The organism is Pseudoxanthomonas sp. LARHCG66, assembly GCF_052871755.1.
Genome location: NZ_JBIXJW010000001.1, coordinates 635,286 through 649,879 on the forward strand (window position 1 = coordinate 635,286; position 14,594 = coordinate 649,879).

Genomic DNA, 14,594 nt, shown 5'->3' on the forward strand with positions numbered 1-14,594 from the left:
GCGCCGTCAGTCGCCGCGGGCGACAGGACGCGATGGATCGCTGATCCAGCCGCTCCACGAACCGGGATACACCCGCGCACCGCGCAGGCCGGCGTGTTCGAAGGCGAGCAGCAGGTGGCAAGCCGTCACGCCGGATCCGCACATCAACACAGTGTCGCCAGGAGCGCGCGCACCCAGCAGCGAAGACAGCTCGAGGCGGAGCTCCTCCGCCGGCTTGAAACGGCCCTCGCGCAGGTTCTGTGTGAACGGACGGTTGAGCGCGCCCGGCACATGCCCGGCGACCGGATCGATGGGTTCGACGTCGCCACGGAAGCGCTCGGCCGCCCGCGCATCGACAAGCCAACCACTGTCTTCGTCCAACCGGTCCAGGACTTCGTCCGCACTGACGAGCTGACGGCCATCCATACGCGACGGATACGCCGCGACAGGTGGCGGTGCGGCAACCTCGGCGGTTTCCTCTCCACCCATGACACGCCATGTGGCCAATCCTCCATCCAGCACCGCTACCCGCGGATGCCCCATCAGCCTCAACAACCACCACAGGCGCGCGGCCGCCATGCTGCCGTCGCCGGCGTCGTAGACCACCACCTGGTGTTCCGGCCCAATCCCCCATTCGCCCAACCTGCGGGCGAGCACGTCGCTGTCGGGCAACGGATGGCGACCCTCACCGACCTTCGACAGATCCGACAAGTCGAGATTCAGGTCGGCGTACACCGCGCCGGGCAGGTGCGACTGGGCATAGGCTTGGCGGCCCGCATCCGGCGCCGCGTTGAGCATCACGAAACGCGCATCCACCAGCCGCACTCCCGGATCGCCGAGAACGGCGGACAACGCAGGCGCATCGACCAAGGTGTTCCAGTTCGTATTCATGCAAGCTGCTCCAGCCGTTGCCGCAGGTTGAACAGGATGGCGGCCGTCGCGCCCCAGATGCGCTGTCCAGGCCACGCGTACTCAAGCACGACGCGCCGGCGCCCGCGATAGTCGACTTCGACGCGGCGAAGGTTGTCCGGCGACAGCAGGTAGTCGAGCGGCACTTCGAACACATCGGCCACTTCATTCGGTTCGGGCACTGGCACGAAGGCGGGATCGATCAACGCGACCACCGGCACCACGCGGAATCCACTGATCGTCGTGAATGGATCGAGGAAGCCCAGCGGCGTCACCTGCGACGCCGGCAACGCGATTTCCTCATGGCTTTCGCGCAAGGCCGCCGCGATGGCATCGGCATCGGTCGGCTCAATGCGGCCGCCCGGGAAGCTCACCTGCCCGCCGTGGTGGCGCAGGCCATCGGTACGGCGGGTCAGCAGCACCTGGGTGCCCTCCTCGCGGGGAATCAGTCCCGCCAGCACGGCCGCTTCGGCCAATGGTCCCGGCGGCAGAAGGTCGACCAGATCATCGTGGTTCCAGCCCGCCTCGGCCGGCATGGCACCCAGCGGATGCAGGGCGCGGCGCAGGGCGCCGCCTTCGCGCAGACGTTGTTCCAGCGGCACGCGCGCCCGCTCGCGGGCCGGCAGCACGGCCTCCATCAGACGCAAGCGTTCGTCATCGTTCATCTGCGACCAGCGCGCGATTTCCGAAGTGGTGCGAAGACAGCCTACGCAGAGCCCCTCGTCGTCCAACGTACAGACGCCGATGCATGGGCTGAGCACGGCGCGGAAAGCGGTATTCATTTCATCTGGCACCTGCGGAGGGTAGCGCGGAAACGCTGCCCGCCGCTGAAAAGCACTGCGCCGGCACAAGGCCGGCGCAGACGGAACGTGGTGTTGACAGCAACTGGCTCCCCGCCTGCGCGGGGATGACGCAATGACCGGGGCGCCCGCGCGGTGCGCGGACGCGTCATTGCGTCACTTGACGCTGACCAGCTTGATCTCGAAGACCACCGCCACGTTCGGCGGGAAACCGGTGCGGGGATCGGCACCATAGGCCTTGTCCGGCGGCAGGGCGACTTCCCACTTGGCGCCTGCAGGCATCTGCAGCAGGGCTTCGCGCATGGCCGGCATCTCGACGGCGCTGACCTTCAGGTCCTTCATCTGCTGCGCCGGGCGTGCCTCGGCCGGGCGCTGGCCGAACGGATACGGACCGGACACCAGCAGTTCAACCGTGCTGGCCTGGGTCGGCTTGGCACCGTTGCCGTTCTCCAGCACCTTGTAGGGAACACCGCTGGCCAGCGACTTCACGCCCGGCTGGCCCTTGAACGTACCGATGAACTGGTCGCTCTTGGTCTTGTTCTCGGCCGCCACCTTGTCGTACTCGGCCTTGGCCTGCTGAGCGCGGGTCTGCTCGCGCTTCTGGAAGGCTTCCAGGGCGGGCTTGAGCTGCTCGGACGTCAGCGCCGGCTTCTGCTTGGCGTAGGCATCCTGCAGGCCCTTCACCACCGAATTGATGTCCAGCTGTTCGCCACGTGCGGTCAGCTCGGCCAGATTGTTGCCATAGTCGTAACCGAAGTAGTAGCTCAACTTGCCCTTCTCGGACGAGACGTCCTGGGCCAGGGCGCTACCGGCCATGGCGAATGCCGCAACTGCGACCACTAACGAACGCACCTTCATCAACACACTCTCCGGATTGGGCGGCGGCATACCGCCTGGAAATGGACGCGCTAGGATAGCCGCCGGGGCGCTTAACCGCCACTGACGACAGGCTGGTCTGACCGGGCCTTCATGGCAGAGTTCCCGCTTCACTCAAATTTTACAATTCACCGCAGAAAACCCATGCCCGACAGTCTCGTCCTCGTTACCGATGCGGAAGGTGTCCGCCGCATCACCGTGAACCGCCCCGACAAGCTGAATGCCCTCAATGCCGCCACGCTCGATGCGCTGCAGGCGGCGTTCGACGCAGCAGCTGCCGATGCGGCCGTCAGAGTCGTGGTGCTGACCGGCGCCGGCCCCAAGGCGTTCGTCGCCGGCGCCGACATCGCCGAAATGGCAGACCTGCGCGCCACGGAGGGTCGCGATTTCTCCCTGCGCGGCCAGAAACTGATGCGCAGCATCGAGACGCTGCCCAAGCCGGTCATCGCGATGGTGAACGGCTTCGCCCTGGGCGGCGGGCTGGAACTGGCCATGGCCTGCCATCTCCGCATTGCGGCGGATACGGCCAAGGTAGGCCAACCCGAGATCAACCTCGGACTGATCCCGGGCTTCGGTGGAAGCCAGCGGTTGCTGCGCCTGGCCGGGCGTTCGGCCACGCTGGAACTCTGCCTGCTCGGTGCCCCGGTTACGGCCGAGCGTGCACTGCAGCTGGGCATCGTCACCCGCGTGGTGCCGGTGGCGGAGCTGGAGGCCGAGACGGCGAAGGTCGCGGCGCAACTGGCCGCGTCCGCGCCGCTTGCACTGCGCGCAACGCTCGATGCCGTGAATGTCGGCGGCGAGTGCGGCATCGAAGAAGGGCTGCAGTACGAAACCGCGCAGTTCGGCCTGATGTTCGCCACCGATGACATGCGCGAAGGCACGCGTGCCTTCATCGAACGCCGCAAGCCGGCCTTCACCGGGCGCTGAGCGGCGGGGCATCGCGATGACTCCCTGTCCCTGCCCTGCGTGCGACCTCGCGCGGTCGCTGCATGCCCTGCTCATGGCAGACGATGTCGATGGCGCGATCGAGGCGGGCCTGATGACGTTCACTGCCTGCGGATGCACGGGTGACGATGCAGGAATGATCGCGCCCGTGATGCAGGCGCAGGCGCGGCTGCGTACCGCCTGGGACGCCCGCTGCCGCTACCGGTTGCGGCAGGTGCGCCTGGCCCGGCGCGCACAGGAACGCGAAGCCCGACGCCTGGCGGTCGTCCCTGCCAGCACGGACACCGCGTCCTCTGCCCCGGAGCGCCCTGCGTTGCCTGCCAGCGCTGCGGCGATCCTGGCACGTGCCAAGGCCAAGGCAGCCGACAGGTCGAAGCGATGACGCGTGCGCCCCGGCGCAGTCCCACGCTCACGCGCGCGGAAGTCGTGGAGCTCTTCTCGCGCTTGCGCGAGCTCAACCCGAAGCCGACCACCGAGCTGGAATACAGCACGCCCTTCGAATTGCTGGTCGCAGTGACATTGTCCGCGCAGGCGACCGACGTGGGCGTCAACAAGGCGACCCGGCGCCTGTTCCCCGTGGCCAACACGCCCGCGACCTTGCTGGCGCTGGGCGAGGACGGGCTGAAGAAGTACATCTCGACCATCGGCCTGTTCAACGCGAAGGCGAAGAACGTCATCGCCACCTGCCGCATCCTGCTCGACGAACACGGCGGCGAAGTGCCACGTTCGCGCGAGGCACTCGAAGCCTTGCCCGGCGTGGGCCGCAAGACCGCCAACGTGGTGCTGAATACGGCATTCGGCGAGCCCACCATGGCGGTGGACACGCACATCTTCCGCGTCGCCAACCGGACCGGGCTTGCACCGGGCAAGGACGTGCGGGCGGTGGAGGACAGGTTGGTGAAGGTGGTGCCGGCGGAGTTCATGCAGGACGCGCATCACTGGCTGATCCTGCATGGCCGCTACGTCTGCAAGGCGCGCAAACCGGATTGTCCGCAATGCGTGATCCGCGACCTCTGCCGCTTCAAGGACAAGACGCTGCCTCCGTGAGCGCCCGCAGGTATGTCCGCGGCAGGCCTCGGAGGCAACCCTGTGCGGGAGCGACGCAAGTCGCGATGGGGTCGCTGGCAAAGCCTCATCGCGACTTGCGTCGCTCCCACGGTGAAACCCTATATAAAAACCCCGGGACATGCCCGGGGTTTTTCGTTTGCAGCCTGTGCTGTGCTTACCAGCTGAACTGCGTGCGCAGCGCGTACTGGGCGGTCTCGTCGCCGGTGACTTCGTTGTCGCCCTGCGTGTAGTTGAACATGAAGCGCAGGTTCGGGTTGACGTAGTAGTTCATGCCGAGGATCCAGCTGGTGACCTCGCGGTTCAGCGTTTCGTTCTCTGCATAGTCATAGCGCGCCGTCAGTTCCCACAGACCCTTGTCGACGTACTTCGGCGATGCGAACACACCCGTCGCCGCCTTGTAGCCCTTGTGGCCACCGTTGAGCATGAAGCTGCCCTGCACGTAGTAGCTGGTCACGTCCTGGTCGCGACCGAGCGGCTGGCCGAAGGTGGCATCGGCGTACTCGGCCTGGAAGAACGCGGGACCAAACGAGCCGGCGGCTTCCAGCGCGTAGGCGGTCACTTGGTTGCGGCTCGCACCGGTGGTGGTGGCGATGGCCTGCGACGGGCCACGGCGGCCGGCGTAGTTGAACGTGGCGGCCAGGTTGTCCGAGCCGTTGTTGGCGTTCTCGTAGCTGTACCACGCACCGAAGTGCAGGGTGTTGTTGTCGTTGTTGATCGGCGCGAACGTCACGCGGCCGGCCGAGCCGACGCCTTCGTTGCGTGCACTCGCAGCGCCGCGCAGGTTGAACACGCTGACGCCGGCGGTGTAGTTCTCGCCGGCACGCAGGTAACCCACGCCCTGCTGGAACTGACGGCTGCTGAACAGACCGGTGGCCGAGGCGAACGGACGCTCCATCATCAGCAGTTCGTTGGAGCTGGTCAGTTCTTCCATCGCGCGGTACGGCTTGAAGTGACCGATGGTGAACTTGCCACCCAGCGCCGACTTGGCGATATAGGCATCACGCAGACCGTCCAGGTTGGTGCCGGCGCCGAAGTCCTGCTCCAGCTTGTATTCCCAGCCATAGGCCTTGCCGCCCAGGGTCAGGCGCGCGCGACGGAACTCGGTGGTGCCCGTGGTGCTGGCGAGATCGCGATCGAAGGCATAGGTATCGAAGTGGATGCGGCCGCCCACGGTAGCTTCGAACTTGCCGTCGGCCGAGGTGACCTTGATGCCGCCCTTGGTGTCGATCTTCGGCGAGCCGGTGTTGAGCTTGTCCAGCTGCGCCGCCGTGTCGAGGTTCACGTCCGACTGCGCGTCGGTGCGTTCTTCCAGTTCCAGCAGTTTGGTCTGCATGGCTTCCAGCTGCGCCTTCAGTTCGGCGATCTGCTGGTCACGGTTGTCGGCAGCGGCGGCCGAAAAGCTGGTGCTGCCCATGGCAACGGCAAGCGCGGCAGCCAGGAGGGAATAACGCATGGGTGACTCTCCGAGTGGAAGTAGGAGTAAGGACGCTGGCTTCGTGGACGCCGTGCTTCACTTCCGAGTTCACCTTCGGAAATCATTAAGCGCCCGTCAAAGATGCGCTAAAGGATGGGAGTGAAATCTTGCAGTCACATGTGAGTTTCATGACCGTCGTGTGACAGCGAGACGGCGACCACGCCCGCCAGCGGCTCCGCGGTGGTCAGCCGCATATATAGAAAGGAAGCGGATGGCGGGACGGGTCGCGTCCGGTGGCCGATCCCTCCCCCCGCTCCGCTCGCCCACAGTCACGGAGAGGTTGCACGTGGCGACCACGCATGGGCCGCCCGGATTCCGTCACGCGACTGTCGCAATCACGACACGGGGCTGTCACACAAACGTCGTGGAATGGCCACCCAACGGGCACGCCTGTGCCTTTCACCCTGCCTTCTCCCAGGAGACTTCCGTGTTGAACTCGATCAAATCCCGCGTGGCGCTGCTGGCGCTGGCGTCTGCTTTCTCCGCGCAGGCGTTCGCTGCCGACGTGACCGGCGCCGGTGCATCGTTCGTGTATCCGGTGATGACCAAGTGGTCTGCCGACTACGCCAAGGCTTCCAACAACCGCGTGAACTACCAGTCCATCGGTTCGGGTGGCGGCATCGCGCAGATCAAGGCCGGCACGGTGGATTTCGGTTCTTCCGATGCCCCGCTGAAGCCCGAAGAGCTGGCCAAGTACGGCCTGGCCCAGTTCCCGTCGGTGATCGGCGGCGTGGTGCCGGTATTGAACGTGGCCGGCCTGAAGCCGGGCCAGCTGAAGCTGGATGGCCCCACGCTGGCCAACATCTTCCTGGGCACCATCAAGACCTGGAACGATCCCGCCATCGCCGCGCTGAACCCCGGCCTGACGCTGCCGGCGCAGCGCATCACGGTGGTCCGTCGTTCGGACGGTTCGGGCACCACCTTCAACTTCGTCAACTACCTGTCCAAGGTCAGCCCGGAGTGGAAGACCAAGGTGGGTGAAGGCACCTCCGTGCAGTGGCCGACCGGCGTGGGCGGCAAGGGCAACGAAGGCGTCGCGGCCTACGTGAAGCAGATCAAGGGCGGCATCGGCTACGTCGAACTGTCGTACGCGCTGCAGAACAAGATGGCCTACGCCAGCCTGAAGAACGCCTCCGGCAACTACGTGCAGCCCAGCGAGGAATCCTTCGCCGCCGCCGCCGCCAGCGCCGAGTGGGGCAAGTCGAAGGACTTCTACCTGGTCATGACCAATGCTCCGGGCGCGAACTCCTGGCCGATCACCGCCACCAACTTCATCCTGATGTACAAGGCGCCGAAGAAGGGCAACAAGGACGCCCGCGACTTCTTCCGCTGGGTCTACGCCAATGGCGACGCCCAGGCCAAGTCGCTCGACTACGTGCCGCTGCCGCCGGCGCTGGTCCAGCAGATCGAGACCTACTGGAAGGCCAACCTGAAGTACTGATCGCACCCGCCGGCACGGTCTCTCCCCGTGCCGGCCCGATGCGGCGTTCCTCCCGCGCCTGCATCACCCGGGCGGGCCTTCGGGCCCGCCTTTTTTGTGGCGCACGAACAGGCACGTCCTGTCGCATGACAGTGCGAGACCGCCATGTCATCACGCTGTAACAAAAACATCATTTCATAGCGTGGATCACAAACGACACGTCCGGAGATCCCATGCACGTCCGTAACGCTCGCCTGGCCACGCTGGCCCTGGCAACCGCCTTGTTCGTCGCCGGTTGCGGCGGCAAGACCGACGCACCCGCCGCGACGGCAGGCAATGAGGCCACCCCGGCAGCGACCGAAGGTGCGCAGAAGATCTCCGCCGAGATCACCGGGGCCGGCGCTTCGTTCATCTACCCGCTGATGGCCCGCTGGTCGACCGACTACAACAAGGCCACCGGCGCCAAGATCAATTACCAGTCCATCGGTTCGGGCGGCGGCATCGCGCAGATCAAGGCCGCGACCGTCGATTTCGGTTCATCGGACAAGCCGCTGTCGTCCGAAGAGCTGGCCCAGGCCGGCCTGGGCCAGTTTCCGTCGGTCATCGGCGGCGTGGTGCCCGTCATCAACGTGGAAGGCCTGCAGCCCGGGCAGCTGAAGCTCAGCGGCACCGTGCTGGCCGACATCTTCCTGCACAAGATCACGACCTGGAACGACCCGGCCATCGCCGCGCTGAATCCGGGCGTGACCCTGCCGGCCGGCAAGATCAATACCGTGCACCGCTCGGATGGGTCGGGCACCACCTTCAACTTCGTCAACTACCTGTCCAAGGTCAGCGGCGAGTGGAAGACGAAGGTCGGCGAAGGTACCAGCGTCAACTGGCCCGGCGGCGTCGGCGGCAAGGGCAACGAAGGCGTGGCGGCGTACGTGCGCCAGCTGAAGGGCTCCATCGGCTACGTCGAACTGGCGTATGCCGAGCAGAACAACATGTCGTACGCGTCGCTGCAGAATGCGGCCGGCCAGTTCGTGCAGCCCACGGCGGAGAGCTTCGCCGCTGCGGCGGCCAGCGCCGACTGGGCGAATGCCAAGGACTTCAACCTGGTCATCACGAATGCGCCCGGCGAACAGGCGTGGCCGATCACGGCGACCAACTTCATCCTGGTCTACAAGCAGCCGAAGGATGCCGCGAAAGCCAGGCACACCCTGGACTTCTTCAAGTGGGCCTACGAGCAGGGCCAGGCGCAGGCGAACGAACTGGACTACGTGCCGCTGCCGCCCGAGCTGGTGGGACAGATCGAGAAGTACTGGGCCGCCGAAATCAAACTCTGAAGGGAACACACCGGGCCGCCCCCATGAGCGGCCCGGTGTCATCACGCGGTAACCGCGACAACGTGCACTTGAACACTTCGCACCAGCCCCTCCCCCCTATCTCCCGGGTTGCATGAACGCCACCGCTCTCCCCGCTTCCCTGTCGGATGTGCGTACCACGCGCGACGCGCGTGCCGACAAGCTGTTCCGCTGGACCATGACCGGCGCCGGCATGTTCGTCCTGATCTCGCTGATCGCCGCCGCATTGTCGATGCTGTGGGGCGGTCGCGAAGCCCTCCAGACCTTCGGCCTGGGCTTCTTCACCAGCACCGAATGGAATGTCGGCACGCGCGAATTCGGCGCCCTGGTGCCGGTGTTCGGCACGCTGGTCAGCGCCGGCGTCGCCATGCTGATCGCGGTGCCGGTGAGTTTCGGCATCGCGGTGTTCCTGACCGAAGTGGCGCCTGCGTGGATGCGCGGACCGGTCGGGATGGCGATCGAGCTGCTGGCCGGCATTCCTTCGATCATCTACGGCATGTGGGGCCTGTTCGTGCTGGCGCCGCAGCTGAGCGAACACGTCTACCCGTGGATCAACGACAACCTGGGGCAGCTGCCGCTGATCGGGGCGGTGCTTTCCGGCCCGCCGCTCGGCATCGGCATGCTGACCGCCGGGCTGGTGCTGGCCATCATGGTGATCCCGTTCGTATCGTCGGTCATGCGCGAGGTCTTCCTGACCGTGCCGGGCCGCCTGAAGGAATCGGCGTACGCACTGGGCTCCACGAAGTGGGAAGTGGTGTGGGACGTGGTGCTGCCCTACACGCGCTCGGCGGTGATCGGCGGCGTATTCCTCGGCCTGGGCCGGGCACTCGGCGAAACCATGGCGGTGACGTTCGTGATCGGCAACGCCTATACGATCAGCGCCGCCCTGCTGGAACCGGGCACGTCCATCGCCTCCACGATCGCCAATGAATTCGCCGAGGCCACCGACCCGCTGCACAAGGGCTCGCTGCTGCTGCTGGGCTTCACTCTGTTCCTGCTGACCTTCATCGTGCTGGCCATCGCCCGCCTGATGCTGCGCCAGCTGGCCAAGCGGGAGGGCAACTGATGTCCACGTCCCTGTACACCTTCCGCAAGGTCAAGAACGGCGTCGCGCTGACGCTGTCCATCGCGGCTGCGATCTTCGGCCTGATGTGGCTGGTCTGGATCCTCTGGACCACGATCACCAAGGGCATGAGCAGCCTCAACCTGGACCTGTTCACCCAGATGACCCCGCCGCCGAACGAACCCGGCGGCCTGGCGAACGCGTTGTTCGGCAGCGTGGTGATGAGCCTGCTGGCCATCCTGCTGGGCACGCCCATCGGTGTGGCCGCCGGCACCTACCTGGCCGAGTACGCCAACAAGCACTGGCTGGGCGAAACGGTCCGCTTCGTCAACGACATCCTGCTGTCGGCACCGTCCATCGTGCTGGGCCTCTTCATCTACACCGTGATGGTGGCGCAGATGGGCCACTACTCGGCCTGGGCCGGTGCGGTCGCTCTGGCATTCATCGCCCTGCCCGTCATCGTGCGCACCACCGACGAGATGCTGCGGCTGGTGCCGCAGCAGATGCGCGAAGCGGCGCTGTCGCTGGGCGTGCCGCAGTGGAAGGTGACCACGCAGGTGCTCATGCGTTCTGCATTGCCGGGCATCGTCACCGGCGTGCTGCTGGCGCTGGCGCGCATCAGCGGCGAAACCGCACCGCTGCTGTTCACCGCCTTCAACAACCAGTTCTGGAGCACCGACCTCAACCAGTCGATGGCCAACCTGCCCATGGTGATCTTCCAGTACGCCATGAGCCCCTACGACTCGTGGAACTCGCTGGCCTGGGCCGGTGCGTTCCTGGTGACTGCCCTGGTCCTCCTGCTCAGCCTGGCTGCGCGAACCATCCTTCTTCGAAACAAGGTGACCCATGAATGACGCGGCCCGCATTTCGGTCGTTGCCACCCAGCGCCACGACGAGCACAGCGCGCAGGCCAAGGTGAAGCTGGCCGCCAAGGACCTGGACTTCTACTACGGCGACTACCACGCCCTGAAGAACATCAACCTGGAGATCCCCGAGAAGCGCGTGACGGCGCTGATCGGTCCGTCCGGTTGCGGCAAGTCCACGCTGCTGCGCGTGTTCAACCGCATCTATTCGCTCTATCCCAAGCTGCGCGCCACCGGCGTGGTGTCGCTGGACGGGGAGAACATCCTGGACGCCAAGTACCCGATGAACCGCCTGCGCAGCAAGGTGGGCATGGTGTTCCAGAAGCCCGTTCCGTTCCCGATGACGATCTACGAGAACGTCGCCTATGGCATCCGCCACCATGAGCGCCTGGGCAAGGCCGAGATGGACGTGCGCGTCGAACAGGCGCTGCGCCAGGCCGCGCTGTGGGAAGAGGCAAAGGACAAGCTGAAGCAGAGCGCGCTGGGCCTGTCCGGCGGCCAGCAGCAGCGCCTGTGCATCGCGCGCGCCGTGGCGCTGCGCCCGGACGTGATCCTGCTCGATGAGCCGACCTCGGCGCTGGATCCCATCTCGACCAGCAAGATCGAACAGCTGATCGAGGAACTGAAGCACCAGTACACCATCGCCATCGTGACGCACAACATGCAGCAGGCCGCGCGCGTGTCCGACTACACGGCCTTCATGTACCTGGGCGAGCTGGTGGAGCACGACGTCACGTCGACGATCTTCTCCAACCCCGGCAAGCAGCAGACGGAAGACTACATCACCGGCCGTTTCGGCTGAGGACGCCCATGAACACCCAACCGAACGACCATATCGTGAAGAGCTACGACGAAGAACAGCGCCGCATCGTGGCCGAGATCGTGCGCATGGGCGAGACTGCCGTCGCCCAGCTGGAGGCCGCGCTGGACGTGGTCGAACGCCGCGACGACAAGGCCGCCCAGCGCATCATCGCCAACGACGAAGCCATCGATGCCATCGAGCACCAGGTCAGCCACGACGTGATGCACCTCGCCCTGCGCGGGCCGATGGCGCGCGACCTGCGCGAGATCCTCGCCGGCCTGCGCATCCCGGCCGACATCGAGCGCATCGGCGACTACGCGGCCAACGTGGCCAAGCGTTCGATCGCCCTCAACGTGTCGCCGCCGATGCCGCAGATCACCGGCCTGCGCGCGCTCGGCAAGCTGGCGGCGCGCCAGGTGCGCGACGTGCTCCTCGCCTACCAGAACGGCGATGCCGAACAGGCCGTCCAGGTCCGCGCGCGCGACGCCGAGCTGGACGCGCACTACACCGCGCTGTTCCGCGAGTTGCTGACCTACATGATGGAAGACCCGCGCAACATCACCCCGTGCACCCACCTGCTGTTCATGGCCAAGAACCTGGAGCGGATCGGCGACCACGCCACCAACATCGCCGAGAACGTCTGGTTCCTGGTGCATGGCGAGCAGCCGCTGCCCCCGCGCGACAAGCGCGACGAGACCAGCACCACCGGCGTCATCTGAGGCTTTCGCCGCACCGCAGCACCCGGAACGCCCCGCCATTGCGGGGCGTTTCCGTTCCAGCCCCCTGCCCACACGAACCGCTAACGTCCCGCGGCTACAATCCCGCCACGTTGGTGCGGATACCCCGCACATTCCCGGGAGAGACCACGATGTCCAAGAACACCACCAAGCCCGCCACCATCGCCGTTGCCCTGGCGGGCGGCATCCTGCTGGCCGGTTCGAGCTTCGCGATGGAACCACTGGCGCAGGGTTACCTGCTGGCCGCACCCGAGGCCGCCAAGGCGGGGGAAGGCAAGTGCGGTGAGGGTAAATGCGGCGAAGGCAAGTGCGGCATGGCCAAGGCCGACACCGACAAGGACGGCAAGGTCTCGCAGGCCGAATTCGCCGCCGCGCATCCCGACAAGGCCGGAAAGTTCGCCGACATCGACACCAACAAGGACGGCTTCATCGACGCGGCCGAGCACAAGGCGCACGCCGGTGCCAAGGGCGCCGAGGGCAAGTGCGGTGAAGGCAAGTGTGGCGAAGGCAAGTGCGGTGCCGACAAGAAGACCGAAGGCTGATCCGTCCGCACTGAACGACGGTCCCGTCTTCTCCGGAAGGCGGGACGTCGCCGTGTCGCAATGAACCGCTCCCTGCCCGCCCCTTCCGCCGGCCTCGGCCTGCGTCGCGCACTGCTGGACGAACTGCTGGCAGCGCCGGCGGATGCGTTCGACTTCCTCGAATGCGCGCCGGACAACTGGATCGGCGTGGGCGGCCGCTACGGTGAAGCGCTGCAGACATTGTCCTCGCGCCATGCACTGACCTGCCACGGCCTGTCGCTGTCGCTCGGCGGCGTTGCACCACTGGACGATACCTTTCTCGCCCGCACGCGCCGCTTCCTCGACCAGCACGGCGTGGCGCTGTACAGCGAACACCTGAGCTACTGCACCGACGACGGCCACCTGTACGACCTGATGCCGATTCCTTTCACCGAGGAAGCGGTGCGGCATGTCGCGGCGCACATCCGCCAGGCACAGGACGCCCTCGGCCGGCGCATCGCGGTGGAGAACGTCTCCTACTACGCCGCGCCCTACCAGGCGATGGACGAAGCCGACTTCATCATCGCGGTGCTGTCCGAAGCGGACTGCGATCTGCTGCTGGACGTCAACAACATCTACGTCAATGCGATCAACCATGGCTACGACGCGCGTGGTTTCCTGGCGCGCATGCCGTCGGCGCGGATCGCCTCGTACCACATCGCCGGCCACTACGACGAAGCCGACGACCTCAAGGTGGACACGCATGGCGCGCCGGTAAAGGACGATGTGTGGTCGCTGCTGTCACTGGCCTATGCGACGCACGGCGTACGCCCTACCCTGCTGGAGCGCGATTTCAATTTCCCTCCGTTGGCCGAACTCGCTGCGGAACTCCAGCGCATCCGTCACCTGCAATCGGTGCACGCGACCTCCGACGGACACGCGCTGCATGGCTGACGCGCTGCGCGACCAGCAATTCGCCCTGTCGCGCCATCTGCGCGATCCCTCGGCGCATCCGCCACCACCGGGCATCGAGGCACGCCGGCTGGCGGTCTATCGCGACCTGTTTTTCAACAACATCGAAAGCCTGCTGGCCGGCAACTTCCCGGTGATCCGCAAGACCCTGGGTGACGATGCCTGGTGCATGCTGGTACGGCAGTTCTATGCCGAACACCGCAGCAGGACGCCCCTGTTTCCGGAAGTGGCGCGCGAGTTCATCCGTTACCTGGAGTCACGTGCCGGGCGCAACGACTCACTGCCCGCGTGGCTGCGCGAACTGGCACATTACGAATGGGTCGAACTGGCGCTGCAGATCGCCGATGACGCCGTGCCACCCCACGTGCCGGACGGCGACCTTGTCACGGGTGAGCCGGTGGTATCGCCTTTCGCATGGGCGCTCGCCTATCAATGGCCGGTGCACCGCATCGGACCGGACTACCTGCCCGACACCGCGCCCTCCGAACCGACCTTGCTGCTCGTCCGGCGTGATGCCGGCCACCAGGTGAGATTCGCGGCCATCTCGCCGCTGGTGTACCGGCTGATGGAACTGCTGGGCGACGGCGGTCGCAGCGGTGGCGATGCGCTGCGGCAACTCGCGGTCGAAGCGGGCGTGGATGACCTGCCCGCCTTCGTCGACCAGGGGGGCGCCATGCTTTCCCGTATGCGTGAAGAAGGCACGCTGATGGGTACGCGTCCCTGACTTCTGTAGGAGCGACGTGAGTCGCGACCGCAGACCCGGGACGCACGCGTGGCCGTCCGACAGGCAGGTGTCGCATGCCCGCTACGCGAAGATCCGGGAGAACCGGAACGCCGATC

General features: G+C 66.1%; 16 protein-coding genes. 12 read left to right on the plus strand and 4 right to left on the minus strand.

Annotated features, from left to right (window positions below; all coding sequences use genetic code 11):
- Positions 1-6: 6 nt before the first annotated feature.
- From ACIPRS_RS03095 to ACIPRS_RS03105, 3 genes are all read right to left on the minus strand, one after another.
- The gene (locus ACIPRS_RS03095) at positions 7-870 is read right to left on the minus strand and encodes a sulfurtransferase (protein ID WP_446537473.1); all 864 of its coding nucleotides are present in this window, start codon (positions 868-870) and stop codon (positions 7-9) included.
- Positions 867-1,670 carry a CoA pyrophosphatase gene (locus tag ACIPRS_RS03100; protein WP_446537474.1) on the minus strand — a complete coding sequence of 268 codons (804 nt, stop codon included), beginning with the start codon at positions 1,668-1,670 and terminating at the stop codon, positions 867-869. Before ACIPRS_RS03100 ends, ACIPRS_RS03095 begins: the two co-directional genes overlap by 4 nt.
- 174 nt (positions 1,671-1,844) lie before the next feature.
- Positions 1,845-2,546: an FKBP-type peptidyl-prolyl cis-trans isomerase N-terminal domain-containing protein gene (locus ACIPRS_RS03105; protein ID WP_142123851.1), complete on the minus strand. Its 702-nt coding sequence runs from the start codon at positions 2,544-2,546 to the stop codon at positions 1,845-1,847.
- Positions 2,547-2,708: 162 nt separating this feature from the next.
- Between ACIPRS_RS03105 and ACIPRS_RS03110 the strand changes: the two genes are divergently transcribed.
- The 3 genes from ACIPRS_RS03110 to nth are packed head-to-tail and all read left to right on the plus strand — an operon-like array spanning position 2,709 to position 4,556.
- Entirely contained in the window at positions 2,709-3,491 is a 783-nt protein-coding gene (locus tag ACIPRS_RS03110) for an enoyl-CoA hydratase/isomerase family protein (RefSeq protein WP_192200619.1), read from the plus strand.
- A 16-nt stretch (positions 3,492-3,507) separates the two neighbouring features.
- Positions 3,508-3,891: a hypothetical protein gene (locus ACIPRS_RS03115; protein ID WP_446537475.1), complete on the plus strand. Its 384-nt coding sequence runs from the start codon at positions 3,508-3,510 to the stop codon at positions 3,889-3,891.
- Positions 3,888-4,556, plus strand: a complete 669-nt coding sequence (nth, locus tag ACIPRS_RS03120; RefSeq protein ID WP_446537476.1) for an endonuclease III — start codon at positions 3,888-3,890, stop codon at positions 4,554-4,556. Before ACIPRS_RS03115 ends, nth begins: the two co-directional genes overlap by 4 nt.
- A gap of 175 nt (positions 4,557-4,731) precedes the next feature.
- On the opposite strand, the gene ACIPRS_RS03125 is transcribed toward nth, so the two are convergent.
- The gene (locus ACIPRS_RS03125) at positions 4,732-6,030 is read right to left on the minus strand and encodes an OprO/OprP family phosphate-selective porin (RefSeq protein WP_446537477.1); all 1,299 of its coding nucleotides are present in this window, start codon (positions 6,028-6,030) and stop codon (positions 4,732-4,734) included.
- Between the two features lie 451 nt (positions 6,031-6,481).
- On the opposite strand from ACIPRS_RS03125, the gene pstS (ACIPRS_RS03130) reads away from it, so the two are divergent.
- The 9 genes from pstS (ACIPRS_RS03130) to ACIPRS_RS03170 all read left to right on the plus strand — a co-directional run bounded on the left by pstS (ACIPRS_RS03130) (position 6,482) and on the right by ACIPRS_RS03170 (position 14,478).
- Positions 6,482-7,492, plus strand: a complete 1,011-nt coding sequence (gene pstS, locus ACIPRS_RS03130) for a phosphate ABC transporter substrate-binding protein PstS (protein WP_225590940.1) — start codon at positions 6,482-6,484, stop codon at positions 7,490-7,492.
- Between the two features lie 212 nt (positions 7,493-7,704).
- Positions 7,705-8,799 (plus strand): phosphate ABC transporter substrate-binding protein PstS, encoded by a 1,095-nt coding sequence (gene pstS / locus ACIPRS_RS03135; RefSeq protein ID WP_337730265.1) that lies wholly within the window; start codon positions 7,705-7,707, stop codon positions 8,797-8,799.
- Between the two features lie 112 nt (positions 8,800-8,911).
- On the plus strand, positions 8,912-9,883 hold the full coding sequence (gene pstC / locus ACIPRS_RS03140) for a phosphate ABC transporter permease subunit PstC (RefSeq protein ID WP_192200613.1): 972 nt from the start codon (positions 8,912-8,914) through the stop codon (positions 9,881-9,883).
- Positions 9,883-10,734 (plus strand): phosphate ABC transporter permease PstA, encoded by an 852-nt coding sequence (gene pstA / locus ACIPRS_RS03145; protein WP_298126221.1) that lies wholly within the window; start codon positions 9,883-9,885, stop codon positions 10,732-10,734. The genes pstC and pstA overlap by 1 nt, the downstream gene beginning before the upstream one ends.
- Positions 10,727-11,545, plus strand: a complete 819-nt coding sequence (gene pstB / locus ACIPRS_RS03150) for a phosphate ABC transporter ATP-binding protein PstB (RefSeq protein WP_192200611.1) — start codon at positions 10,727-10,729, stop codon at positions 11,543-11,545. The genes pstA and pstB overlap by 8 nt, the downstream gene beginning before the upstream one ends.
- Before the next feature lie 8 nt (positions 11,546-11,553).
- Positions 11,554-12,264 (plus strand): phosphate signaling complex protein PhoU, encoded by a 711-nt coding sequence (gene phoU / locus ACIPRS_RS03155; protein WP_337730266.1) that lies wholly within the window; start codon positions 11,554-11,556, stop codon positions 12,262-12,264.
- A 149-nt stretch (positions 12,265-12,413) separates the two neighbouring features.
- Entirely contained in the window at positions 12,414-12,824 is a 411-nt protein-coding gene (locus tag ACIPRS_RS03160) for an HvfA family oxazolone/thioamide-modified RiPP metallophore (protein WP_446537478.1), read from the plus strand.
- 60 nt (positions 12,825-12,884) lie between these two features.
- Positions 12,885-13,736, plus strand: coding sequence for an HvfB family MNIO-type RiPP peptide maturase (locus tag ACIPRS_RS03165; RefSeq protein ID WP_446537479.1), 852 nt, complete (start codon positions 12,885-12,887; stop codon positions 13,734-13,736).
- Entirely contained in the window at positions 13,729-14,478 is a 750-nt protein-coding gene (locus ACIPRS_RS03170; RefSeq protein ID WP_446537480.1) for an HvfC family RiPP maturation protein, read from the plus strand. Before ACIPRS_RS03165 ends, ACIPRS_RS03170 begins: the two co-directional genes overlap by 8 nt.
- Positions 14,479-14,594 lie beyond the last annotated feature (116 nt).